Here is a 25939-nt window from a genome sequence, read left to right on the forward strand (position 1 = left end):
TCCATTAATTAATATGATTTGTGTAATCCCATGAATAAAAGCCTTATTACTAACCTTGCTGCTTTAGTTTTACTTGCTATCGGTTACTTCTCCCAACAAACCATTGTACTTTATGCTGGTGTTTTTGCTTTTTCTGGCGCGGTCACAAACTGGCTTGCCATTCATATGCTATTTGAAAAAATACCTGGCTTATACGGTTCAGGTGTTATCCCTGCACGATTTGAAGAGTTTAAATCTGCTATTAAACAATTAATGATGACGCAGTTTTTCACCGAAAAAAATATTGATAAGTTTTTGAGTAAAGAAATGGCGACGGGACAAGGATTTGATTTAAAGCCGGTAATCGAAAAAATTGATTTAGAGCCAACCTTTGACTCGTTAACCGAAGTAATCCTTAACTCTTCTTTCGGTGGCATGCTTGCTATGTTCGGTGGTGCTGAAGCACTTCAGCCATTGAAACAACCTTTTGTTGAAAAAATGCAAGAATCGATCTTAGACATAAGTCAAAGCGATCAAGTTAAAGCTGCATTAAAAGCGCAATTAGAACAGCCCTCCATGCTTAATGATATTCAAGCAAATATCGAAAACATCATTGACCAACGTTTAAATGAGTTAACCCCTAAAATGGTGAAAGACATCATTCAAACAATGATAAAACAACACCTTGGCTGGTTAGTGATTTGGGGGGGCGTATTTGGTGGCTTAATTGGCATAATCTCTGCCTTGATCAGTGCGACATAACATCATACGCTAAAGCAAGCATCTAAAAATTCGAATCAAAAACACCGAGCTTATTCAACAACACTAAGATCGGTGTTTTTTTATAACTATTTTGCGTCAATTTAGCCTTTCATATTCACCATTAACGCTTTATCTGAAGCAATACGATTTTGAAATAATGGTGAAGCAAGTAAACCTTCAACATACGCGGCATAATTCGGCCAACAAGTGGCGTCAACGGTATAACCAATCGAATAAACACTGACCATCAATGCTCCGATTGAAATATCAGCCATAGAAAGCGCATCACCAACCAAATACCCGCTTTGCCCTACTTGAGAATCAAGGTAACCGTAAACTTTTGGCATTTCTTCGCGCAATACCTTTTCGATACGCTCTTGATCCGGTTCTCCCAAACCTAACATTCCTTTTACTACCAGCTCAAAGAAAATAGGCCCTGTAACTGTCACTAACACCGTATCCGAATACTCTTCAAACCAGCGCGCTTTCGCTTTTAAAGCTGCACTATTAGGGAATAAAGATGCACCTGAGTAACGTTCTTCAATATATTCACAGATAACCGTAGAATCAGCTAAAGTAACTTCGTCACTTTGAAAAGCAGGAATTTTCCCAAGTGGGCTTAACTTTTCAAAACCATCGGGTTTATGTGCTGGAGAGACTTGTTCAATCGAAAAATCGACACCTTTTGCTTCAAGAGCAAGAATGACTTTACGAGTAAATGGAGAGAATTGACTACCGTAAACTTTTGCCATGACCTAATCCTTTTATTAAAAATACACTCAACGCTTTTTATCGATACTACTGTAGGCGTTTTTTTAATAAAAGACAGCTGTTTATCATTCAAGAGAGGGAACATCCTCTATTACGATAAGTTTTTTGATGTTGCTTTCAACTATCTTGTCGAGTTATCTTAATAATGTCATTATTATCAACATGATTTCTTTCTCCCATCAATAAAAGTACTGCATTATTATGAAGAATTTCAATACGAGCGAAACCACTACTGAATATGAATATGTCGGCTTTTGGGCCCGCAGTGCTGCAATGATGATCGATACTGTTTTATTTTCTATCGTTTTATTTTTTATCCCACTACCGGGCATAAACCAACAAAGCCAAAGTACCTCAACGCAAAGCGTCGACGCTTTCTCTAGCTCTTGGGCTGGTTCTTTAAGCATGGATTCGTTATGGGGATACTTACCATTGATGATCATTACCATTTTATTTTGGCGATATCGTTCAGCAACACCGGGGAAAATGTTATTTAAAGCAAAAGTAGTTGATGCAAAAACAGGGCAACCATTAACCACTCTGCAATCTTGTATTCGTTATCTTGGTTACTATGTTTCCATTTTATTGTTTATGCTCGGTTTTATCTGGGTTGCTTTCGATAAGCGTAAACAAGGTTTTCATGACAAATTGGCTGGTAGTGTTGTTATTCGACCTAAAACGGGTACTTTTAAGCCAAATACATTTAAAGACAACGCAAAATAAAGACAATATATTAAACCACTCAGGGACCATTTAGAAATACATGGCCTAAGCCTGAACAAAACTAATGTTTTCTTTACTAAAAATAGCCTACATTGAAAATATACTTAAAGAGTATTTCCTTTTTAGCTCCTACAGTAAAAAACAGGGGTTACAATGCCTAATTATCAACCTATTGCTTGCAGTATATATGATGAATATGAACTCGCTTGCCTACATCACGACCGCCTTAATATTCAATTAAAAATAGGGGGAAATATTCAAGCAACCGCGATTAATGTCTACCATGAGAAAAATACTGGTGAATGGTTGGAAATTGAAGTTAAAAGTGCTAACGGGCAAAAAGAAAGGCAACGGATCCGATTGGATCACATTGCCTCATTCCAAAAAATATAGAATTCGTTTATGGTTAGTTACTTCTCTAGCGTCTCACTACCCCATTTGAATTTACAGACTTCATTTCCTGGTTTTGGTATACAAGGTATATTACACGACAGTACTAAAGATACGATAGCCATCGCAGCACCAATGTAAAAAACAGCCGCCGGAGAGTGCAGCCACAGCAAACCAAAAGTAATAGGTATGATAACCGCCGCAATATGATTAATCGTAAAACTCACCCCTGCCGTTGATGCCATATCCTGTGGATCTGCAATTTTTTGCAAGTATGTTTTCATCGCTAAAGCAAGTGCAAAGAATAAATGATCAATAACATACAACCCTGCAGCAATATGTTCATTTTGAACCAAAGCATAGCCCACAAACACACAAATCAAGCCGCAGTATTCAAAAATAAGCGCCTTACGCTCCCCAACTACACCAATAAACTGACCAATTTTTTTAGCAAATAGGAAATTGAAGACATAATTGATTAAAAACAGTAGCGTAATATCTGCCGCAGAATAATGAAATTTTTCCACCATCAAAAATCCGGCAAATACAGTAAAGATTTGGCGACGAGCACCACTCATGAAAGTTAACGCATAGTACAGCCAATAACGCTTTCTTAAAACTAAGTTTTTATTTTGAATCGTCGTAGATTCAAACTGAGGGAATGCAAGCCACATAAATAATGTCACGACTAACGCCACCCCACCCATGATTAAATACACATGCCAATAATCTAATTTAAAGATTTCTAACATCATCCATAAGTTGCCATAAGTCAGCAGCGATGCCAAAGCTCCAACTGAAATCAACTTTCCTAAAAATTCAGGAGCTTCTTCTTTGCTTAGCCATTGAAGTGATAGTGATTGTTTTAAGGTTTCAAAATAATGAAATCCTGTCGACATCAATAAGGTTGTCATGAGTAAACCTAAGACCGATGGGAAAAAGCCCGTAATCGCAATCCCGACAGACAACATGGCTAATGCGACAATCATGAATTTTTGTTCACGAATAAACAACAAAACAAACACCACCGTAAAGGCCAAAAATCCTGGGATCTCACGGACACTTTGAAGTAACCCGATATCTGCCCCCGTAAAAGCGGCCTTTTCTATCACAAAATTATTTAGTAGAGCCATCCAACTTGCAAACGCAATAGGCACTACAATAGACACTAGCATTAGGAAATTTTGTGGCGTCCTCCAACTTTCTGCTTTTGATGGCTCTGTTGAAGATGAAATAGAAGGGTTTGACATGCAGAATCCTTAGCATTAAAAGTGGAATAAAAAAAGAGCAAGTGAGAATATCACTTGCTCTTGTTAAATCCTATTCAACCCATTAATTACTTGCTAAAGATTCATTCTTTGCTTTTTCAACCAAAGCCAATTGTTCAGCGGCTTTAAATTGAGTATTAATGTCTTTTACCTGCTTTTCAAAGGCTAATTTTTCTTTCTTAGGAATCGAGGTGGCCATTGGAATCTTCGCTGTTAAGAAATTCACAGGATGATTACCGATAATGAACTCATAATGTAAATGGGGCCCAGTCACTCGCCCTGTTGCTCCCGATTTAGCAATCACCTGCCCACGACGAACAGCTTGACCTTGATGAACCAAAATTTTACTCAAGTGCAAATAACGTGTACGGTAAGTCGAACCATGTTGAATCACCACATATTTACCAGCATAAGGGTGGTTCGTTGTCAGCGTCACGATTCCGTCTCCTGTTGCCATCACATCCGTTCCCGTTGGGCTCGCAATATCAGTACCATTATGAGGAGCTAAACGGTGAGTCACTGGGTGCAAGCGATGCGCATCAAACGGTGAACTAATGCGGTAATGTTGTCTTAATGGCCAGCGTAAGAAGGCACGCTGTAGGCTATCCCCATTGCGGTCATAATATTGACCATCTTTGTGTAAGTAAGCACTAATTATACGACCACGGTTATAAATACGAATAGCATCAATTTCTCGATTACCACTGGCGATACCATTAATGAATTGACGTTTTTGTAGAATTTCGAATTTATCGCCAGCACGAAGATCCCGAACAAAATTCAACTTATCTTTCAATAGCTGAGTAATTTGCACGATTTCAGCACTTGAAACACCATGTGGATAAACCGATGTTGAAAAACTACCCTTAATTTCCCCCACTAATGGGTACGATTTCCATTCGCCGGGTAAATTAATTTCATCAAAAGTGTAACTACCATCATCACTGTTACGAGTGAAAACGACTTTATCGGCCAGAGTAAACTCAACTTCGAGTTTAGTAAGATGCGTTTCGTCTTCATCCATCCACACTTTTAAAGTATCACCAGGTCGTAATGTATCGAGTGTTAAATGGTTTTGGTCAGTTTCCATCACACTTAACATATCGCTATAAGGCACGCCTAAACGCCCCAAAATGCTACTTAAATTATCACCATCTTGAATCTGATAAGAGTAAAGTGGTACGTTTTCATCCACATAAGTTGGTTGCGTTTCAGCTACCGCTTTCGCTTCATTCGACAAAATTTTATCAATATCAAGCGGAACGGATTTTCTACCGTTATTCGATTCTGCCATAATGATTAAAATGATAAGAAGCGCAACAAAGGCGGCGCCAATTTTAAGCATCAATGGGAAATGACGGTGTTGACGAAATTGTGAAAAAAATTGTTTGGACATAGTACTAAGTATCTGTGTTCCCAACGAGTAGGAAAGTTTAGGAGTTCGACCTTACAGTCATATGTGCATTAAAAAATAAATGCTGTATTCATTGACCATTTTTAATCAATAAGTTCAAAATTCGGGCGTAAATGTAACTTAATTTTACAATGAAAGCGATAAAATAGACGTTTCTACGCTGTTTTTATGCTTTATCGAAAGGCTAAAAACGAAAAATCAATAAACTGTACAAAGTATTAACGTGTTCATTAAATCACACTAACGAAACCCACTACCTACCTTAACTTTAATGCTGTCATAACCTTACCATGCTTATTTGGCAATCACCGCCAAATAAGCATGAATCAAATGCAATATGCCTTACCTGTCTACGGTAAAATCATCCTTAATTCGGCGTTAACATTCCTTCGGTAATAATAAAATCGATAATAAAATCGAGCCCAATACTTTTCTTCAAATTGGTGAAAATATACGGCTTATTTGGGCGCATGCGTTGTGTGTCCGATTCCATCACTTCAAGCGATGCACCAACATAAGGCGCGAGATCGATTTTGTTGATCACCAGTAAATCAGAACGCGTAATACCCGGCCCACCTTTACGTGGGATCTTCTCGCCTTCCGCCACATCAATCACATAAATGGTCAGATCGGCAAGTTCTGGGCTAAAAGTAGCACTTAAATTATCACCACCACTCTCAACAAATACCACATCGAGATTTTTATGACGTTTCGCCAGCTCTTCCACTGCAGCTAAGTTCATTGAAGCATCTTCGCGAATCGCAGTATGTGGGCAGCCACCTGTTTCAACGCCAATAATACGGTCGGCATCTAGCGCTTCTGCGCGGGTTAAAATCTTGGCATCTTCTTGAGTATAAATATCATTAGTCACCACTGCGATATTTAAGCGATCACGAATGGCTTTACACAATACTTCTAATAACGCCGTTTTTCCGGATCCAACTGGGCCACCAATACCAATTCGTAGAGGTTGTTTGTAGCTAAGTTGTTGGTAGCTGTGTTCAATGTGCGTGCTTTCTATTTGAGACATTCTCTTTTCCTTTACTTTGCTCATCAGATCCCTCAATTAGGATCTAAAGAGTCTTGTATATTGAGTTTCATGGCGACTACTAGCAATCGCCACCGAAGGCGTAAAACTACCAATATCATCATCTTGAATTTGACTGGCTCGCACGATAGCTTGTGGTAACCATTGCGAAAGTTGAATCAAGGATCGTTGCCCTGCTGTTTGCCCTAATGGCACTAGTTTCACCCCCGCCGTGACGATGTTCTCTGCCCAACTCCACAAATAGCCTTGTTGTAAATGATGCAACGAAATACCCCATTGTTTGGCGGCGATACAAAAACCTAATAGTTGATTTTGCGTAGCAGCATTGGGGTCATCTTGCGGCTGCCAACTCGCTTTAATCGGAATATCTAACTGCTTTAAAAGCGTGAATAATGCCTTACCTCGTTGCAATTCCTCCGCACGTAATTCACTGGTTTCACGGCAAGAATAAAGATAGTTACTCCAATACTGAATACAGTCTTCATCATCCTCTTCTAATGCTTGATAAAACTTCGCCACAATCGGTAATTCCAATGTAGTAAGGCTATTCTTGAGCATCATTTCAAGCCATTGCATTAATTGGGGTTGATTACTCACCCAACCTTTTTCAATTGCCCACTCCAACCCTTGCGAATAAGTGAAACCACCAATCGGCAAGGATGGGCTGATCAGTTGAAATAGTCGAAAACAAGCGACATCATTAACTGGATTCTGACTCTGTTGTTCATCAGACATCCGTAATTAAGGTGCCATCATTAGTGCGATACCGGATGCGGCAATACCCGCGCTAAGCCACTTGTTTGCCAATGAAGATCCAGCAACAAAATGTGATAGACGCTCACCGACAAACATAATCGCCGCTGCCGAGATCAACATGCCTACACCAAAGCCCGATAATGTTCCCGTCGCTTCAACACCATGAGCGAAACCGTGGAAAAATACCAAGCCAATTGATGCTGTAACTAAAAATTTTGTTAATGATTCCCGGCTGTTAAAGGCATTCCAAATTCCTAATGCCACTACAAAAATTGAAGCTGCAATCATCAGCTCGACACCATTAACCGCACCCACTGCGCTACCGACAATTAAACCGATAGCTAAGCTCATTAATGCTGCGGCAAATAAGCTCAACTTACCTTTAATTGAAGTGTTATTAACAGTAGCGCGGCTAATAAGAATGCCCAGTCCTAGTAACATTGTTAGATGATCAAATCCCGTCAGTGGATGCAACATACCATCGGCAATCGAGCTGTGGGCCATGTGACCAGGATGGGCAAAAGCAGCCGGTGCCGCCAATAATGTAGAAAGAGTCAGTAAGCGTGTGTATTTCATAATTAACATCCCTTTAAAAATTATAATTCTTTTAACTTTTACTAATAATGTATACCCAAAGTAAAACGGGTATTTAATGGTGATGATGCTCGTGCTTATCATCATGTTCGCCGTGACTGTGTCCACCAGAGCGACCACCATACGCACCATCTTCTGGCTCAAACGGAGCTTGCTCGATCGTCACTTTGGCATGCAATCCTGTGACCATGTCATCTAAGACGTGATCGTGTTGGTAACGAACCCAGCCTTGCGAGATTTGCAATGGAACGTGTCGGTTACCTAAATGATAAGTGACGCGATTGAGCAGTACCGCATCATCACAATAAACGGTTGAAACAGTTTCAGGCGCGGCTTTGATTTCAATATGCAAACCGCATTGGCTTTTTATAATTTGTCCACCACGTAAAATATTACCGCGAGGTAGAAATAAGCCTGCGTCACGTCCATCGTCTAACACCACTTTTAAGCGGCTTTTAATTCGGCTGTTTATTGGCAAGCTTAATGTGCCGTCAATTTTCGGCGGTGTTTCAGTTAAGATCTGTGTTAATTCGATCATATTCGGTCCATTAATATTTTGTTCTTATTATCAATCTCATACATTAAAAATGAAGAATGTTAAGATTCGTCATCTCGTACATGAGCCTAAGCGAAGAAGATACGAGATCTCGCTCTTAATCATAAACTCCATTACAAACTAGATTCCGGACAACTCGTTCCTCGCTTCCGGAATGACACCTGATTTAAAAAAGAAAATACCTCTGCGCCATTGGCAAGACTTCCGCTGGCTCGCAAGTGAGTAATTCACCATCGGCATGCACTTCATAAGTTTGAGAATCAACTTCAATTTTGGGCTGCCAATCATTAAGTTTCATATCGGCTTTAGAAATATTACGACAATTTTTTGCCACGCCAATTAAGCTTCCTAAACCTAACTGCCCTGCAATGTCTTTCTCTTTGGCCGCTTTTGAAACAAAGATCATCGACGTGTGTTTAGATGCTTGTCCGTAGCTGCCAAACATTGAGCGATAATGCACAGGTTGTGGAGTTGGAATAGACGCATTAGGATCGCCCATTGGAGCCATTGCGATCATTCCACCTTTAATAATGGCGCTTGGTTTCACGCCAAAAAATGCTGGTTTCCACAACACTAAATCGGCCAGTTTGCCCACTTCCACAGAGCCAACTTCATGGCTAATACCATGTGTTATTGCAGGATTTATCGTGTATTTCGCTACATATCGACGTAATCGAAAATTATCACTTGGGATTTGATGTCCAAATTTTTCATCCTGCGCATCGAAATCAGCTTGGTCTTCTCTTAACGGGCCTCGTTGCACTTTCATTTTATGCGCCGTTTGCCATGTTCTTAACACCACCTCTCCAACACGCCCCATAGCTTGAGAGTCTGATGAGATCATCGAGAACGCGCCTAAATCATGCAAAATATCTTCCGCAGCAATGGTTTCACGACGGATACGAGACTCGGCAAACGCAACGTCTTCGGCAATTGAGGGAGATAAATGGTGACAAACCATCAACATATCTAAATGTTCATCCACCGTATTCACCGTATAAGGACGCGTTGGATTGGTAGATGAAGGAAGGATATTTGATTCACCACAGGCTTTAATAATATCAGGTGCATGACCGCCACCCGCGCCTTCAGTGTGGTAAGTATGGATAACGCGATCGCCAATAGCGGCAAGTGTCGATTCCACAAAACCAGACTCATTAAGTGTGTCGGTATGAATCGCCACTTGCACATCAGTAAGATCAGCCACAGTTAAACAGTTATCAATCGAAGCTGGAGTTGTGCCCCAATCTTCATGCAATTTTAAGCCAATGACACCCGCTTCCACTTGCTCAATTAACGGCTCAGGCAAGCTAGCATTACCTTTGCCAAGCAAACCAAAGTTCATCGGAAATTCATCTAATGCTTCAAGCATACGGTGAATATTCCATGGCCCTGGCGTGCAAGTAGTCGCATTGGTTCCGGTTGCAGGCCCGGTGCCACCACCAATCATGGTAGTAATACCTGAGGCAAGGGCCTCTTCAATTTGTTGTGGGCAAATGTAGTGAATGTGGGAATCAATTCCGCCCGCAGTCACAATTGAACCTTCAGCGGCAATGATTTCGGTTCCTGGGCCAATCACAATATCAACATTGGGTTGCACATCAGGATTACCCGCTTTGCCAATGCCGCAGATACGCCCATTTTTAACACCAATATCGGCTTTCACCACCCCCCAATGATCGAGGATCACCGCGTTGGTTAATACTAAATCTGGTGTAAATTCGGAAACTAATTGACTCTGACCTTGCCCATCTCGGATCACTTTACCGCCGCCGAATTTGACTTCATCACCATACACGGTGAAATCTTTTTCTACTTCAAGCCATAATTCGGTATCCTCCAGACGCAATCGATCGCCAGTGGTTGGGCCAAACATCTCGGCATAGGCTCTTTTTGATATTTTTGCCATGTTATAAATCCTTTTAGCGAACCTTGTACTTTCTATCATCAGTCATTTTGAATGATGATCAAACCACGTTGAAGATTCCGAATAACTCATTCCTCACTTCCGGAATGGCGCTATTTTTCCATCCTAATCAAGTGAACCCATTATCCGCCCTTTAAACCCATACACCTTGCGAGTACCCGCATACGATACCAATTCAACGGTTCTTGATTGACCCGGTTCAAAACGCGTTGCAGTACCTGCTGGGATATTGAGTCGAAAACCTTTTGTCGTTTCTCGGTCGAAATTCAGCGCATCGTTCACTTCATAAAAATGATAATGAGATCCAATTTGAACTGGGCGATCGCCTAAGTTTTCGACTTTAATTTGAATCGTTTTACGGTCAACATTGAGCTCTATATCGCCTGTACCTGAGATAAGTTGACCGGGAATAAATGCATTAGGATTGGCATTATTGGTTTTCATAGCGCTTCCTTACACAATGGGATCATGAACGGTGACAAGTTTGGTTCCATCAGGAAAAGTCGCTTCCACCTGAACATCAGGGATCATCGATGGAACACCTTCCATCACATCATTGACGCTTAAAATTGTGCGACCAAAGTTCATCAATTCAGCGACGGTTTTGCCTTCACGTGCACCTTCTAAAATGGCGCTACTGAGAAGGGCTACCGATTCTGGGTAATTCAATTTTAAGCCTTTGTCTTTACGTTGCTGGGCTAACATTCCAGCACAAAATATGAGGAGCTTGTCTTTTTCTCTTGGGGTTAATTCCATGTTGACTCCAATTGACTCATGTTTATTTCAATGATTTCCGATATCACATTGTTATAATTAAAATTCACCTATCAGGTTGCCCAAATGCGTGGTGGTTCTGGGACAGAATCAAACCATTGCAACCGAATTTGCTGCCAAATAAGAGTGAAAGCTTCCAACATTGGTTCAGTCCAATGGCCTAGTGCTCTTACAACAATAAGATTCTGAATTTGAGTCGCAGCAATCACTAGCTCACTATCTAACACCACGTTACCTGATGAGAAATGTCGATGACTTGCAAGGTCTTGAAGCAAATCCTGTACCATTCTTAAATCATTTTCTGTTTGCGCCGTAATGAAAAAGCTGCCCATCATAGGAAAACCTTGTAATCCACTGTTTAATATTGATTTATTCCCGCCCTCTAATTGCACATTTTCAGTGAGAATTCGTTTTTCATCGACAAATACTTGCGTCTTACCCCACACTTTCCCACCCTCAAAGCACTCTTTTAGTGCAGGTCGACCAAAGCAGTGCAACTCCCAGCCCATAAATAGTGCACCAGTTTCAATATGAATATCCGTATCAATTCGAACTTGTGCCGTGGGAAAAAAGATGTTTTCTTGAGGGAGCCATTCCAAACAACTTCCAGCTTTCACCGTTAAGATTTGTTTTTGACGCGCGACTTTACCTTCAGAGCGATAAAATTTTGTGGCACCAGGAGTGGTGACTAGTGCATGTGCACCAATCTCAGTCGTCGCTTTGATCAATAATTCATCACCGCCGACAACCCCTCCCGGAGGATGTAAGAGATAGGTATGGCAAACATCGCCTTCAGGATAAAGTGGCCGCTGAATTGCTAATGGCCCAAGCTGTGCTTTATGACTGACCACAGTTTTATCACCACGATCGGTGAAACCTAATGTCAGCTCCGCTTTCCATCCTTGGTTTTTTACATCCCCCCTGTTTTCATCACCTCTAGATGATATTAAATTAGAGGATAAAGCAGCTTCCGCTGTTGTTAGTCCTGCCACCATTTTCAGTTCCATTTCTTAAATGATTTTACAGAATACACAAGCAAGACTCATGCCTTATTATTGAGTGTCTTGTCACTTTCTATCTCAAATGGCTTGAATCACGATTAATACTTGAAAATAATACTTTGCTTTACTTGGAAAGAATCCGCTATGATGCGATTACATTAAGTCATTTTTCTTAATAAATAGTTTGTAAACGACTGAGCATTTATTTAAATGATTCGTACATGGTGTATTACAATTGCTGCTTTAATTTCGTTATTGCTCTCAAGCTATAGCGCAGCGGTTATGCCTGTAACGATGTTAATCGATTCTCAGGCCATGCAACACTCATCGCACACAATATCATCGGAACAAATCAGCAAGCACAACATGTGCACCGCTTCCGATGCGCAAGCCGACAACACCACTCATCATCACCAAAAAACCATGAGTACTAATTGCTGCGATTCAACTTGTGTTGCCAGCTACGTTTATTTACCAACCCCAACAGCCCATCTTATTGAGCAGCACAGCTTATTACTGATCGAAGACTATTCTCCTGTATTTACCTCTCGTCTTTCGAGTTCACTTTACCGCCCCCCTATAGCTTAACGTCCCATTACGCGAGTTTTCTCGCTGAATTATGCTAATCACGGCCTTGGCTTAGCTATGCGCTGGTGTTTACCTGTAATTCTATCAATCAACATCTATAGATTTTCATCCATGAGTAAGTATCAAAACACATAGTTACAACACTACTGCTCACGTTGTTTTATCGGCATTTTTAAACTATGGAAGCAACATTCACACCAATTAACCCCCCATAAATAAGCCGTTTAAATAAAGAAAAACCATTTAACGAGTAAGCAGAACTCACTGCCTACCCAACATAAAAAAGGAAAATACAATGAAAAACACATTTATCAAAACCACACTTGCAGTAAGTTTCGCTATGGCCTCTTCATTAGCGATTGCCGACATGAGCGATCACAAAATGGAGTCAGGCAACATGAAAGGTCATTCAATGAAGATGGATGGCATGGAAATGAGCGACATGGACATAAGTAAAATGAACATAAAAGGCATGACGGATGTTGGCATGCCTGCAAAAGGAGCAAAACCAGACAAAGTAGTTCAAGTTATTCTAGCCGATGATATGACTATTACCTTTGCGGGTAATACGGATATTCAACCGAACGATGTGGTTCAATTTGTGGTGATGAATAAAGGTAAAATTGATCATGAATTCACGATAGGCAGCGAGCAAGAGCAAGAAAAACACCGTGAAATGATGAGGAACATGACTGGCATGAGCCATGAGCATAATTCAGGGAGCAGCGTTACCGTCGCACCGGGCAAAGCCAAACAAATGCTTTGGCACTTTCATGGTAACCCCGATGTCGAATTTGCCTGTAACATCCCAGGTCATGCTGAAGCTGGTATGGTAAAAAAAGTGACGCTATAAGCCCCTAGCATTATATTTTGCTGATAATACACACCGCCAGACCCGATAGGCGCTGACGGTGTTTTTTCACTTCTAATGGCCTTTACCAACCACACGATCAAGCATGGCTGAAGACAATAACCGTCGAAGATAACCAAAAATATAGGTCGCTTTCGTCACATAATATCGAGGCTTAGGTTTATCACTGTCCAGAATTTTCTGCACAACATTTAATACCGTATCTGGCCCTAAAGTAAAAGGCGCAGAAGGATTAGGATCACCCAATCTTGCTAACGTCTTCTTATAGTTTTCTTTGTGGCGGGATCCCTCGACATCAATTGAGGCTTTAACCGCGCGCAATGAGTTTGATCTAAACTGACTCACAATCGGGCCTGGCTCAATCAAACTCACCGAAATATTAGTATCCATCAATTCCAAACGCAATGCATCGCTATAGCCTTCCATGGCAAACTTACTAGCAACATAAGCACCACGATACTTCATCGCGACCAATCCTAGCACTGAACTGTTTTGCACAATCTTGCCAGAGCCTTGCTTTAACATGACAGGGAGGACCGCGCGGGTCAGTTCGTGTAATCCAAATAAATTGGTTTCAAACTGTGATCGAAGGGCATGAGTCGGCAGATCTTCGAGTGCGCCCCCTTGCCCGTATCCGGCATTATTGAATAAAGCATCCAACCTTCCCCCCGTCATGCTTAACGTTTGTTTTAATGCGGCTTGAATAGATTGAGGATCCGTTACATCAAGCTGAACACAATTAAGCCCTTGCGCCATCAGCTCAGTGACATCTTCAATGTTACGACAGCTTGCAACCACTTGATAACCGGCTCGATGTAATTGCTCTGCGCAATAGCGACCAATGCCACTGCTGCACCCAGTTATCAATATCGACATTTTCATCCTATGCTATCTTCCTTTTCATCTCTCGACGCTTTACATTCATAATAAAGTAACTTGATACCATCGCTTAAGGCACTGATGCTATCAAAAACACCAAGGAAGGAAACCATGATTGAACTAAAACACCCGCGGGATCTCGCCCGTTTACGTCGGCTGGCACTTTCTTCGCAAGGTTTACTCCAAATTCAACCGTATGGAAGTGGGTTGAGTGGAGCACGAAAAGCGATTAGCCACTTAGGCTATGTTCAAATAGATACGATATCAGTCATCGAGCGAGCTCATCATCATGTTCTCCATTCCAGAGTGCCCAAATTCACCTCTGACATGACCAATCAAATGCTACTTAATGGCGACATTTTTGAATATTGGTCTCATGCCGCCGCTTTCCTACCCATTAATGATTTTCGCTTTTCTTTACCCTACAAACACGCAATTAAAAATGGTCAAACCCATTGGTATAAAAATCCAGATCAAAAACTCATGCAAGAGTTGCGGGATCGCATACGCATCGACGGTCCATTACGTTCTCGAGATCTTGAAACTCGAACATTAGAAAACAAGAAAGAAAAACGAACCGGTTGGTGGGATTGGAAGCCCGCAAAAAAGGCATTGGAACAATTGTATATGCAGGGTGATATTATGGTCAGCAGTCGTGAAGGTTTTCAAAAAACATATGATCTTACCGAGCGGGTTCTTCCTTCTCATGTCAATTCAAGCATGCCGAGCATTAAAGATTTTGCCGAACATATGATTAAACAACAACTGCGCTGCCACGGCTTTACTTCCCTTAAAGGTCTCACATACTTACGCCGAAATCCAGAGCTACGTAAGGCTGTAAAAACATGGGTCAATGATCAATTATCACAACATACTCTAGAGCAAATAAAAATCCATAGCGGCGAAATATTCATATTGAATGCTGGGGAGTTAGAACATCCTACACCTAGGGTAAGCAACCGCGTAAAGATCCTTTCGCCATTCGACAACAGTGTTATTCAGCGTGATCGGCTAAAAAGTGTATTTCAATATGATTATCAAATTGAATGTTATGTGCCTGAAGCGAAGCGTCAATACGGATACTTTAGCCTACCATTACTCTACCAAGATCAATTCATTGGTCGAATGGATTGCAAAGCGCACAGAAAACTAAATCATTTAGAGATAAAATCACTTCACATAGAAGGGACCCAGTTTGATACACACATCTTCATCGCCGAATTGGCAAAAGCCATTATTCAATTTAAAGACTTCCAAAACTGTGAGTCAGTTTCTGTTACTCAGGTCAACTTAACCCACCTTAAACAACCTTTAGAAAATGCCTTAACTTAACGCATTAGCGCCCTTCCGACCACACCGCAAACTCATTGCCACTAGGTTCTTCAAAATGAAAACGGCAGCCACCAGGAAACTCAAATATAGACTTAGTTATTCGGCCACCACTTGCGAGTACTTTAGATTGGGTCGCTTCAATATCGGAACTATAAAACACAAGTAAAGCAGCGCCATTACTGGTTTGACTACACGCTTGCCCTTTATAAAAGCCACCATCTAACCCTTGATTTGAAAAAGCGCAATACTCCGAGCCGTAATCAACAAATACCCAATCAAACGACGATTGAAAAAAGGCTTTTGTTGCTTCTAAATCTTGTGCGGAAAATTCGACATAATTGAGTTTCTCATGCTGATTCATAACTCATCCTTTCTAATAAGACTTGTTGGAGTGTTGACTCAAATGAGTCACAAAGCAAGTCATCCCATCATTCAAATAATGGTTATAGATTTTAAAAACACAAAAAAGACGAGTCAGTCCAACATGGAACATACTAAATAAGAAAAATAATAAACTGAAGGGGGAATTATTACTGAAAAGATTAAATGCTTAGCACCAAGATAACTCAATACGCATCGTAAGCTAAAAGGATAAAATTAAGGTAGTTAAGGTGAAATAGAAAAATTACCTATCGTATTTTGATGACTATCAGTAATGCTACCCTTGTTGGTCATTTCACAATATGAAAGCCCAAGATTAAAGTCAGTCACACTGACACTCATACGAATGTGGCGTAAAAGCACATCACTGTTTAATTGATGGATAGAGGCATTCCAAGATGTTTCATTTTTTATAATAGTAAAGTTTACGATCATTTAATAACCTCTAGGGTGAATCGAGTATTTATATTTTTACCTTTGTAAAACCAAAAGCGTTTACGACCAATTGAACGAGCCATAAGTGCCCTTATTTTATTATCAATAAAATAACCATGATCATATAGATACAATTATGATCTAAATATATTGAAGTTTATTTTTATTTATAATGATATAGCGAATTAAATACGAAACGTAACGACACGAAGAGAGATGTTAGAAATGTTTTTATATTTTCGGTTATACGGTATAAATGATGGGGTTTATTATATAAGTTGACGCAAACGGCTATAACACCATTTGCGTCGCTAACAAAGTTAGATAGCCGCTACGTTAGCAGCTTGAAGACCTTTTTGGCCTTGCTCAACTTCGAAAGATACTTTTTGGCCTTCAGCAAGAGTTTTAAAGCCTTCTGAAGCGATAGCACGGAAATGTACGAATACATCAGCACCGCCATTATCTTGAGTAATGAAACCGAAACCTTTCTCTTCGTTAAACCATTTTACTAAACCAGTTGTTTTGCTAGACATGTAGTGTCCCTTATATATTAAAATTCATATTATTATCGCCAAATGCGATGTGCTGAGAGCTTGAATTATTGAATGTGACGTGAAGCTAAGGGAAAAACTGAGGATAACAACAATAACGAAGGAATTCTGAGGTTTAACTTTTACTTTATGTTTCATTAATAACTCTGAACAACAGAGCGAGATAGATAATAACTGATTACTGGGTAATGTAAATGTTTATTTTAAAAAATTTATTTTTAGAAGGGGAATTTATTCATTCAGCATTCAAGTAAACAAATAAATAACGGATAAAAAATAACGTTTCCTCATCCTAAGTGCTTACTCGTTTAAAAAAGGTGCATAAAGCACCTTTGAAAGGTATTAACAAAAAAGAATTAAACGCTTGTTTTATTAAGGTGTACACTCATTTGTGGGTATGGAATTTGAATACCTTCTTTATCCAACTCTTCTTTTATTGCTTGTAATGTATCGTAATACACTTTCCAATATTCTTCACTTTTTACCCATGGGCGAACCGCTATTTTAATCGAGGAATCCGTTAAAGCCAGTACACCAATGGTTGGAGCGGGCAATGAAAGAATACGCGTGTCCGATTCTAAAACCCGAGCAAGTACTTGCTTCGTTTTATTTAAGTCTGATTGATAAGACACCCCGATTTCAAAATTAATACGTCGTGTTTTATGTCTAGAAACGTTAACAATCGGTTTCGACATCACAAGTCGGTTAGGGACAGCGATCATTTTATTGTCACCAGTATTTAAAACGGTATGAAAAATTTCAATTGTTTGAACTGTGCCTGAAACGCCTGCAACTTCAATAAAATCTTTGGATTTGAATGGACGAAAAATAACAATCAAAACACCTGCAGCAAAGTTGGAAAGCGATCCTTTAAGCGCCAAGCCAATAGCAAGGCTAGCAGAGGCAATAACAGCAATCATCGACGCCATCTCAACACCCAAACGGCTCAAAGCAGCAATAATCACCATCACAAGTAGAGAGTATCGAACCAATGAGCCAATAAATTGCACCACCGCCGTATCCACTCTTTTCCCTTCAAGTAGATTAATTAACCCTTTACTCACACTCTTTACGACGAAACTACCAATAAAGAGAATGATCAATGCTGAAACAATATTAACGCTATATTGAACCAATAAATCTGAATTATCCGTTAGCCAATTCACTGCTATAGGATGCGTAGATGCCGATTGCGTTATAGTTGCATCCTCTACATTGTTTTCTACTGCCATCGTCACTTCCTTACTTTATAAACCGTGCTAGCAAACAAAAATGATACATAAAAATATCATCACCAATATGACTTTAGTTTCAGGTGCATTCGCTAAGCCACTGAGCTACCCAATGAATAACACGCAATATATCGATATTTAGTATGTGTGGATAGCTTATTTCATGCTTTAAGTTTTATCTGAATACATAAAATAACCAAAAGCCAGATCTACTGACCGATTTAGCCACAGCATAGTTTAGTTTTGGGGAGGGGAAAATGTCATTTTTTTATTGCTTAGGCGGGCGAACAAGCTATTCTACGAAAAGTGAAGACGCAGCTTCACTGAGTCTTCATAACAATAGGTTACCAAGATAACTTGCTAAATAGTTCCTAAATAAATCGCTTCTAGTCACGTCACCATAGCTAATTATTAACTATAGTGACGAATCACTAAACAAAGTTTCACTTAATAACAAATAATACTACCACTTGCCATTTCATAGCTTTTTTGACCCGATGCTGCGCAATCATCAGCACTCTTCACTTTTTCATTGGTATTATTCGAATTCGATGAACTCGAATCTGAGTCGGTGCTGGCACAACCACTGAGCAATAATCCACAAACTAGCAAGGTACAAAACACTTTTTTAGTCATAACACTTCCTTATTTGAATTACGCATTTCATTATCTAGTAAATGAAAACTCTGTAAATATCTAAAACCTAGAATGACCATACCATTCCTCGCAACAATATTTGAACTCATTTTTGGTCATGAATGCGTCAATTAAGTCTAGTGAAGCTTAACAGCTTTACAACAACGTCGCCCCAATCTAGATAGAGTGGGGCGAACTCATTGGTATATCATAATGGATAATGAATAAGTAAATATTAAAACTACACCGTCAAATGCTCCTTAATTAGCTGCTCATTCAAGGCTTCCATTTGCCCTTTGGCGACCGCTTTACCGCGATCCAATAAGCAGAAGTTATGACCGACTTTACGAGCAAATGGCAATTTTTGTTCCACCAGCAATACCGTTAAACCATGCTTATCATTGAGCAGCCTAATAATATCGCCAATCTCTTGAACGATATTCGGTTGAATGCCTTCGGTTGGTTCATCCAGAATCAATAAATCCGGCTCAACAACCAATGCTCGGCCAATCGATAATTGCTGTTGTTGACCACCCGATAAGTCACCACCGCGACGATGCAGCATTTCCTTTAACACCGGGAACAGTTCAAAGATAAAGTCAGGGATCTTGCGATCGCCACGCTTACGGATAGGCAAGCCGATTTCTAAGTTTTCTTGCACTGTTAACATCGGGAAAATTTGTCGACCTTGCGGAACATAGCCGATGCCTAGATGAGGACGTTGCTCGGTTGAAGCTTTCTTAATGCTTTCACCTTTAAACACGATATCGCCGCTTTTGATTGGATTTAAGCCCATGATGCATTGAAGTAATGTGGTTTTTCCTACCCCATTACGCCCCATCAACACGGTACATTTGCCTTTCTCGACCTCAACATCAAGATCCCACAAGATATGACTTTCACCGTAGAATTGGTTTACGCCTTGTACTTTTAACATCCTTATTCTCCCAAGTAGACGCGTTTTACTTCTGGATGCGACTGGATTTGATCCATATTACCTTCCGCCAGCACATGCCCTTGATGCAGCACAGTCACTTGATCGGCGATCGAGCGTACAAATTCCATATCATGCTCAACCACGACTACTGAATGCTTGCCAGCCAGAGATTTCAGTAATTCCGCGGTGCGATCCATTTCTTGATGAGTCATGCCAGTAACCGGTTCATCGACTAACAGAAGCTTTGGTTTTTGCATCAATAACATGCCGATTTCTAGCCACTGTTTTTGACCGTGAGAAAGCACGCCAGCTAACAGATTTCGACATTGTTCAAGACCAATCAAAGATAAAACACCGTCGATCTCATCACTTTGTTCGCCGGTTAATTTAGCGGTAAAGGTAGACCAAACCGAACGAGTGCCGGTCATCGCTAGTTCCAAGTTATTCCACACCGTTAAGCTCTCAAACACCGTAGGCTGCTGGAATTTACGCCCCACACCCGCGTTGGCGATTTCCGCTTCGGACATAGTCAACAAGTTGGTCTTTGAACCTAACCACACCTTGCCCTGATCCGGACGAGTCTTGCCCGTAATGATGTCCATCATGGTGGTTTTTCCTGCGCCGTTTGGCCCTATGATGCATCGCAACTCTCCTTGTTTGATATACAGATTTAAGTCGTTAATCGCTTTAAAACCATCGAAGGAAACCGATACGCCTTCCATGTACAACATGATGTTGTGGCGAGTATCAATCAATGGATGGTTAACCGGTTTAAGAAAATCGAACACTTCATCACGACGGGTAAACTTCTCAAAGCCTTCGCCCACTTTTCTGATTGGTGTGACGACTGATTCTAATGCGCTCATGAGTGGCTCTCCTGTGTCGATGGTTCATCTCGTTGGCTCGATTTTTTTGCCCATTTTTCTGATAAAGCGCCCATCACGCCTTTTGGTAAATACATGGTGGCTAGAACAAAAATTCCCCCTAATGCAAATAACCAAACCTCTGGGAATTCGACGGTAAACCAACTCTTGGCATAGTTAATAATTAATGCCCCTACAATGGCGCCAAACAAGGTGGCACGACCGCCTAAAGCAACCCAAACTACAATTTCAATTGAGTTAATTGGCGCAAACTGAGCCGCACTCGTACTACCTGCTTGCGTCACATATAACGCACCAGCAATACCGGCTAGTACAGCGGAAAGCACAAACACCCACAGCTTAATACTATCGACATCATAGCCAGTGAAACGAGTACGTAATTCTGCATCACGAATCGCCATGGCTACTCGGCCTAAACGACTTGCCACCACTAAACGACAAATCAGATACCCTATGATCAGCGCAGCAATGGTAGTCACTAACAAACCTACTTTGGTGGTGTCTTGCTCTTGGCTAAAACCAAGTACATCTTTAAAACCAGTCAAACCACTACTACCGCCAAAGCCCATTTCGTTACGTGAAAATGCCAGCATTAAGGCGTAAGTCAGTGCTTGGGTCATGATGGACAAGTAAACACCGGAAACACGAGAACGGAACGCCAGATAACCAAACACAAATGCTAATACGCCCGGCACCAACATGATCATCATTGCGGCAAAAGCAAAGTTATCAAAACCGTGCCAAAACCAAGGCAGTTCCTGCCAGTTAAGCGATACCATAAAGTCTGGCAATAATGGGTTACCGTAAACGCCGCAGTCGCCAATTTCACGGGTGAGATACATACCCATCGCATAACCGCCTAACGCAAAGAAAGCGCCATGCCCTAAACTTAAAATACCTAAATAGCCCCAGATAAGATCAACCGCCAACGCCACCAGCGCATAAGACAGATATTTCCCCATTTGAGTCACAGTAAATGAGCTCACATGAAATGGGTTACTTTCCGGTACCACTAGATTTAAAAATGGCACCACAATCGCGAGGGCCAATAAAAATACAATCGTGATTTTTCCGCCAGTATCTGAGGCGATAAAAGAACGACGGCTTGCAAAGTTCGACGTATTAGTCATTGAATTACTTGCTACTACACTCGTCATAACGCCTCCTTATTCTGCCGCGCGGCCACGTTGAGGGAACAAACCTTTCGGACGCTTTTGAATAAATAAAATAATGAAAACCAGAACTAATATTTTGGCGAGAACCGCGCCAGCCCAAGGCTCTAAGATCTTATTGAATAAACCTAGACTTAACCCTGCCACCAGCGTGCCCCACAAGTTACCTACCCCACCAAATACCACCACCATAAAGGAGTCGATAATGTAGTTTTGTCCCATGTTTGGACCTACGTTGGTTAACTGAGATAACGCGACGCCTGCAACACCAGCAATACCGGAACCTAAACCAAAGGTCATGGCATCCACACGTTCAGAGCGAACTCCCATAGATCGCGCCATAGCTCGGTTTTGCGAAACCGCCCGCACCTGCAAACCTAGTGGTGTTTTTTTGAGAATGGCGACTAAACCAAGAAAAACCATAAAGCAGAAAATGATGATGTATAGGCGGTTATAGGTCAGAGATAACATAGGGTTAAGCTCTAACGCGCCGGCCATCCAATCTGGTGTGCTTACTGAGCGGTTTAAAGGAGAGAAAATACTGCGAACCGCTTGTTGTAAAATCAGGCTGATACCAAAGGTGGCGAGGAGAGTTTCCAGCGGACGACCATACAAACGACGAATCACCGTACGCTCAATCGCAATACCCACTAACCCTGACACAGCAAAAGCCGCTGGAATAGAAAGAAGCAACGCGGCCCCAATATTATTCGGCATTAATTGTTGAATCACATAAGTGGTATAAGCGCCGATCATGATCAACTCACCATGTGCCATATTGATCACGCCCATCACGCCAAAAGTGATCGCAAGGCCAATACCCGCCAGCACCAACACCGAGCCTAAACTTAAACCAAAGAAGACGGTTTCCATGCCACCGTAAAAACTTTGGGTTTGTTTATATTGATTTAACGCCAGTTGTGCCGCTTCGATCACTTTTTCATCAGCATCACTATTAATCACTTGAGAGAGTGCGCCGTAAACCTCTTGTTGTTTAGACTCACTAATTACTTCAATGGCATCAATTTGTTCAGCCGCATTGGTGCTGGTTTTGAGTTGCTGCATTGCTAACGCCAATTCTAAACTGTTTCGAACATCACGATCGCTTTCTACTTGTAACTGTTGAGTGATTTTTACGATGGTTTTGGGGCTTGTGGTACCCAGCAAACTATTCACTGCCGACAAACGTACATCAGCATTGCTCGACGAAATATCAATACGCGCCAATACGTCACGAATATCAGAACGCAGTGAGTTGTTGGTTCTTACCTTTGCAAAATCACGCTTGCCTTCGATAGTCACCACTTGTTCAGAAAGTAATCCATGAGCTTGCTTACCTTCTTCTAAATCCGTGATAACAAATAAAGCATCATCCGATTTTTGATAATATAAATTTCCTTCTAACCAAGGCGTTAATACGGCCTTAGCGATTTCAGCATCAGACGATTGTGATAACCATTCAATCGCGTCTTGTTTTACCGAACTTTTTGTCGATAACAATGCAGCCTGCACATCAGTAAGCGATTGAATAGAAGAAGTTTGCGCAAGCGAAGGCGTACTAAATAAGCTCAAATACAGCATCAGCATAAAACCGCTGAATAATGATATTTGAAACGATAATTTGTTATTTAAGTATTGTTTTATTTTCATTTGTCTCATCCCTGTCAACCAAAAGCATGGCAGTCAACTATCCTCTCTTGCTGTCGTTTCCCCCAACAAGAAAACCCCATTAAGTTCTTACAAACTCAATGGGGCTAATCAGTTTATTTAGCTTCACCACCCAAACATACTTTGGTTTGCGTGTTGTAGCTGCCACACATAATTGGTGCAGTCCAATCAGACACTAGGTGCTCAGACGTTGGTAGGAAATCCGACCATGCATCGCCTTTCACTTCTTTTTCCGTTTCCCATACCACATCAAATTGACCGTTATCTTGGATTTCACCAATCACAACCGGTTTAGTAATGTGGTGGTTGGCTAACATTGTTGCATTACCACCCGTTAAGTTAGGAACCGATAACCCAATAATGGCATCGCTTACTTTAGCCGTGTCAGTCGTGCCCGCTTTCTCAACCGCTTTTACCCATAAGTTGAAACCAATGTAGGTCGCTTCCATTGGATCGTTAGTGACACGTGAGTCATCTTTAATGTACTTGTGCCATGTATCAATGAAGGTATCGTTCGCTTCAGAATCGACACTCATGAAGTAGTTCCAAGCTGCTAAGTGACCAACCAGTGCTGACGTATCCATACCAGAAAGCTCCTCTTCACCAACCGAGAAGGCAATTACCGGAATATCTTCAGAAGAAACACCTTGCGCTGCTAATTCTTTATAAAACGGAACGTTAGCATCACCATTGATGGTAGAAACGACCGCTGTTTTCTTACCTTCAGAACCGAATTTCTTGATATTAGATACTATCGACTGCCAATCTGAATGACCAAATGGGGTGTAATTCACCATCACATCGGCATCCGCTACTCCTTTGCTTTTAAGGTAAGCGGCTAAGATTTTATTGGTAGTACGTGGGTAAACATAATCAGTACCAGCAAGCACAAAACGCTTCACTCCTAGATCATTAATAAGGTAATCAACCGCAGGGATCGCTTGTTGGTTTGGCGCTGCGCCAGTATAGAAGATGTTTTTCGAAGACTCTTGACCTTCATATTGTACTGGATAGAACAAGATACTGTTGTTTTGCTCAAACACTGGCAACATGGCTTTACGAGAAGCCGACGTCCAACCACCAAATGTGACCGCGACTTTATCTTTTTCAATTAATTCACGCGCTTTTTCAGCGTACATCGGCCAATTTGATGCTGGATCAACCACTACCGGTTCAAGCTGCTTACCTAATACACCGCCTTTCTTATTCTGTTCTTCGATCAGCATTAAAACAGTATCTTTTAAAGTGGTTTCGCTGATCGCCATTGTGCCAGAAAGCGAGTGCAGAACACCGACTTTGATCGTATCGGCCGCTTGCACGGTAAAAGCACAGGCACTCATTGCCGCGGTACCAGCCAGCAGTTTTAGACGGGTTTTAAGGGATTTGTTATGCGTTTTGTTTTGCATGATAGATATCACTCCTTGATAAATAACCAATTAGGTATTGGTGGTATTTTCAATAGAGCAAAGAGCGTGCCAGACAGATAAACCCCTTATTTAACAACCAAATAAAGGCAGACTTACCAATAACACGCAAACAAACGATCAGTGATGGTGCGTGATTTTCAACCAATTCACCAAAAAGGTGATATTGCTCGAAAGGTAGATGAGATGGTTGAAAGGCTGCACTATTTGTGGGAAAGGACAATCAAATTGGCAAAATCTAGTAGCCCGATAAAATGAAATCACTCATTCAATGCTTGTTATTAATCGCAACTCCATAATATAAACATGGCATAATGCCGGTTAAATATTACAGATAAGACTAACATCATGACTGAACTCACTTTCACGCCTCAGCAGCAAGCTATCGCCACTTTCAAAGCTAACCTTCACCTACCCAATGGCGGATTTCATAAGTTAATCGTTGAACTGGCACGTGAGTACTTACTTCCATTTCAAGCAGTAAGAAAAGTATTAAAACAGTCTCAAAAAGTCATCGAAAAGAAAGTTAAGCATCAGTTTGATGACGTATCGAATTTCGACCTTACGCAAGAAAATTGGCTCAATCTCATCCATACCTCTCTTGCAAAACAAGCAAAAGGTAATCTTCCGGTGATGGAGAAATTGCAACAAAGCCAACTTTATCAAGATGCAATCCAAGCACTTTCACAACCTATTGACGATCAAGATCAGTGCGAAGCCATACGTGAACAATTGGCGATGACCTATGAAATAGAAGTGTATAAACCGTTAACCGAAATGCTTTATACCTCAATTTTATATTGGAAATTGCCAGATGATTTATACCAAATGACACCTGCAAAGCAGCAAGAGTTTGAAGGGTACCCACAGCACATGGAAGCGGTTAAGCATTTATTGATATTGAGTGAAAAAGCAAAATAATTGAAAAAACCAGCCACTTCACTACGATGGCTGGTTTTATTTAATCGATAACTTTAACATTTAAA

Annotated in this window: 29 protein-coding genes; 7 read left to right on the plus strand and 22 right to left on the minus strand. The window is 41.0% G+C overall.

Features of this window, described 5'->3' with window-relative positions; translation table 11 throughout:
* Window positions 1-30 precede the first annotated feature (30 nt).
* A complete protein-coding gene (locus VCASEI_RS17505; protein ID WP_086960179.1) occupies window positions 31-741 on the plus strand; it encodes a DUF445 domain-containing protein in 711 nt (236 codons plus the stop codon).
* Between the two features lie 101 nt (window positions 742-842).
* Here the strand turns inward: VCASEI_RS17505 and VCASEI_RS17510 are convergent, their stop codons facing one another.
* Window positions 843-1493: a glutathione S-transferase family protein gene (locus tag VCASEI_RS17510; RefSeq protein ID WP_086960178.1), complete on the minus strand. Its 651-nt coding sequence runs from the start codon at window positions 1491-1493 to the stop codon at window positions 843-845.
* A gap of 220 nt (window positions 1494-1713) precedes the next feature.
* Between VCASEI_RS17510 and VCASEI_RS17515 the strand changes: the two genes are divergently transcribed.
* The gene (locus VCASEI_RS17515; RefSeq protein ID WP_086960177.1) at window positions 1714-2235 is read left to right on the plus strand and encodes an RDD family protein; all 522 of its coding nucleotides are present in this window, start codon (window positions 1714-1716) and stop codon (window positions 2233-2235) included.
* Window positions 2236-2388: 153 nt separating this feature from the next.
* On the plus strand, window positions 2389-2628 hold the full coding sequence (locus VCASEI_RS17520) for a Rho-binding antiterminator (RefSeq protein ID WP_086960176.1): 240 nt from the start codon (window positions 2389-2391) through the stop codon (window positions 2626-2628).
* Window positions 2629-2645: 17 nt separating this feature from the next.
* Here the strand turns inward: VCASEI_RS17520 and VCASEI_RS17525 are convergent, their stop codons facing one another.
* From VCASEI_RS17525 to VCASEI_RS17570, 10 genes are all read right to left on the minus strand, one after another.
* Entirely contained in the window at window positions 2646-3875 is a 1230-nt protein-coding gene (locus tag VCASEI_RS17525; protein ID WP_086960175.1) for an MFS transporter, read from the minus strand.
* 82 nt (window positions 3876-3957) lie between these two features.
* Window positions 3958-5289, minus strand: coding sequence for a peptidoglycan DD-metalloendopeptidase family protein (locus VCASEI_RS17530; RefSeq protein WP_226983362.1), 1332 nt, complete (start codon window positions 5287-5289; stop codon window positions 3958-3960).
* 385 nt (window positions 5290-5674) lie between these two features.
* Complete coding sequence (ureG, locus tag VCASEI_RS17535; RefSeq protein WP_086960174.1) at window positions 5675-6337, minus strand: urease accessory protein UreG; 663 nt, start codon at window positions 6335-6337, stop codon at window positions 5675-5677.
* A gap of 36 nt (window positions 6338-6373) precedes the next feature.
* Entirely contained in the window at window positions 6374-7090 is a 717-nt protein-coding gene (locus VCASEI_RS17540) for an urease accessory protein UreF (protein ID WP_086960173.1), read from the minus strand.
* A 6-nt stretch (window positions 7091-7096) separates the two neighbouring features.
* A complete protein-coding gene (locus VCASEI_RS17545) occupies window positions 7097-7687 on the minus strand; it encodes a HupE/UreJ family protein (protein ID WP_086960263.1) in 591 nt (196 codons plus the stop codon).
* A gap of 73 nt (window positions 7688-7760) precedes the next feature.
* Window positions 7761-8243 carry an urease accessory protein UreE gene (gene ureE / locus VCASEI_RS17550; RefSeq protein ID WP_086960172.1) on the minus strand — a complete coding sequence of 161 codons (483 nt, stop codon included), beginning with the start codon at window positions 8241-8243 and terminating at the stop codon, window positions 7761-7763.
* Window positions 8244-8427: 184 nt separating this feature from the next.
* On the minus strand, window positions 8428-10170 hold the full coding sequence (gene ureC, locus VCASEI_RS17555; RefSeq protein WP_089111049.1) for an urease subunit alpha: 1743 nt from the start codon (window positions 10168-10170) through the stop codon (window positions 8428-8430).
* A 123-nt stretch (window positions 10171-10293) separates the two neighbouring features.
* A complete protein-coding gene (locus VCASEI_RS17560; RefSeq protein ID WP_086960170.1) occupies window positions 10294-10632 on the minus strand; it encodes an urease subunit beta in 339 nt (112 codons plus the stop codon).
* A gap of 9 nt (window positions 10633-10641) precedes the next feature.
* Window positions 10642-10944 carry an urease subunit gamma gene (ureA, locus tag VCASEI_RS17565; protein ID WP_086960169.1) on the minus strand — a complete coding sequence of 101 codons (303 nt, stop codon included), beginning with the start codon at window positions 10942-10944 and terminating at the stop codon, window positions 10642-10644.
* Window positions 10945-11015: 71 nt separating this feature from the next.
* Complete coding sequence (locus VCASEI_RS17570) at window positions 11016-11957, minus strand: urease accessory protein UreD (protein WP_086960168.1); 942 nt, start codon at window positions 11955-11957, stop codon at window positions 11016-11018.
* 216 nt (window positions 11958-12173) lie between these two features.
* Here VCASEI_RS17570 and VCASEI_RS17575 point away from each other — a divergent pair, with 216 nt between their 5' ends.
* Both VCASEI_RS17575 and copI read left to right on the plus strand, forming a co-directional pair.
* On the plus strand, window positions 12174-12551 hold the full coding sequence (locus VCASEI_RS17575; protein ID WP_086960167.1) for a hypothetical protein: 378 nt from the start codon (window positions 12174-12176) through the stop codon (window positions 12549-12551).
* Window positions 12552-12846: 295 nt separating this feature from the next.
* Complete coding sequence (copI, locus tag VCASEI_RS17580) at window positions 12847-13404, plus strand: copper-resistant cuproprotein CopI (RefSeq protein WP_086960166.1); 558 nt, start codon at window positions 12847-12849, stop codon at window positions 13402-13404.
* 72 nt (window positions 13405-13476) lie between these two features.
* Here copI and VCASEI_RS17585 read toward each other — a convergent pair whose 3' ends face one another.
* Window positions 13477-14304 (minus strand): SDR family oxidoreductase, encoded by an 828-nt coding sequence (locus VCASEI_RS17585; RefSeq protein ID WP_086960165.1) that lies wholly within the window; start codon window positions 14302-14304, stop codon window positions 13477-13479.
* Window positions 14305-14412: 108 nt separating this feature from the next.
* On the opposite strand from VCASEI_RS17585, the gene VCASEI_RS17590 reads away from it, so the two are divergent.
* Window positions 14413-15633, plus strand: coding sequence for a winged helix-turn-helix domain-containing protein (locus VCASEI_RS17590; RefSeq protein WP_086960164.1), 1221 nt, complete (start codon window positions 14413-14415; stop codon window positions 15631-15633).
* Between the two features lie 4 nt (window positions 15634-15637).
* Here the strand turns inward: VCASEI_RS17590 and VCASEI_RS17595 are convergent, their stop codons facing one another.
* From VCASEI_RS17595 to urtA, 10 genes are all read right to left on the minus strand, one after another.
* Window positions 15638-15994, minus strand: a complete 357-nt coding sequence (locus VCASEI_RS17595) for a VOC family protein (protein ID WP_086960163.1) — start codon at window positions 15992-15994, stop codon at window positions 15638-15640.
* Window positions 15995-16239: 245 nt separating this feature from the next.
* Window positions 16240-16449 carry a hypothetical protein gene (locus tag VCASEI_RS17600; RefSeq protein WP_086960162.1) on the minus strand — a complete coding sequence of 70 codons (210 nt, stop codon included), beginning with the start codon at window positions 16447-16449 and terminating at the stop codon, window positions 16240-16242.
* Between the two features lie 320 nt (window positions 16450-16769).
* Entirely contained in the window at window positions 16770-16982 is a 213-nt protein-coding gene (gene cspE, locus VCASEI_RS17605; protein ID WP_086960161.1) for a transcription antiterminator/RNA stability regulator CspE, read from the minus strand.
* A gap of 374 nt (window positions 16983-17356) precedes the next feature.
* The gene (locus VCASEI_RS17610; protein ID WP_086960160.1) at window positions 17357-18232 is read right to left on the minus strand and encodes a mechanosensitive ion channel domain-containing protein; all 876 of its coding nucleotides are present in this window, start codon (window positions 18230-18232) and stop codon (window positions 17357-17359) included.
* Window positions 18233-18679: 447 nt separating this feature from the next.
* The gene (locus VCASEI_RS17615) at window positions 18680-18868 is read right to left on the minus strand and encodes a hypothetical protein (protein WP_086960159.1); all 189 of its coding nucleotides are present in this window, start codon (window positions 18866-18868) and stop codon (window positions 18680-18682) included.
* 241 nt (window positions 18869-19109) lie between these two features.
* On the minus strand, window positions 19110-19805 hold the full coding sequence (gene urtE, locus VCASEI_RS17620) for an urea ABC transporter ATP-binding subunit UrtE (protein ID WP_086960158.1): 696 nt from the start codon (window positions 19803-19805) through the stop codon (window positions 19110-19112).
* Between the two features lie 2 nt (window positions 19806-19807).
* On the minus strand, window positions 19808-20671 hold the full coding sequence (gene urtD / locus VCASEI_RS17625) for an urea ABC transporter ATP-binding protein UrtD (protein WP_086960157.1): 864 nt from the start codon (window positions 20669-20671) through the stop codon (window positions 19808-19810).
* Window positions 20668-21819, minus strand: a complete 1152-nt coding sequence (gene urtC / locus VCASEI_RS17630) for an urea ABC transporter permease subunit UrtC (protein WP_089111060.1) — start codon at window positions 21817-21819, stop codon at window positions 20668-20670. The genes urtD and urtC overlap by 4 nt, the downstream gene beginning before the upstream one ends.
* A 36-nt stretch (window positions 21820-21855) precedes the next feature.
* Window positions 21856-23511: an urea ABC transporter permease subunit UrtB gene (urtB, locus tag VCASEI_RS17635; protein ID WP_442253446.1), complete on the minus strand. Its 1656-nt coding sequence runs from the start codon at window positions 23509-23511 to the stop codon at window positions 21856-21858.
* Window positions 23512-23624: 113 nt separating this feature from the next.
* Window positions 23625-24869 (minus strand): urea ABC transporter substrate-binding protein, encoded by a 1245-nt coding sequence (gene urtA, locus VCASEI_RS17640; RefSeq protein WP_226983367.1) that lies wholly within the window; start codon window positions 24867-24869, stop codon window positions 23625-23627.
* A 432-nt stretch (window positions 24870-25301) separates the two neighbouring features.
* On the opposite strand from urtA, the gene VCASEI_RS17645 reads away from it, so the two are divergent.
* Window positions 25302-25874, plus strand: coding sequence for a hypothetical protein (locus tag VCASEI_RS17645; RefSeq protein ID WP_086960156.1), 573 nt, complete (start codon window positions 25302-25304; stop codon window positions 25872-25874).
* Window positions 25875-25939 lie beyond the last annotated feature (65 nt).

This window comes from Vibrio casei, assembly GCF_002218025.2.
Taxonomy (GTDB): domain Bacteria; phylum Pseudomonadota; class Gammaproteobacteria; order Enterobacterales; family Vibrionaceae; genus Vibrio; species Vibrio casei.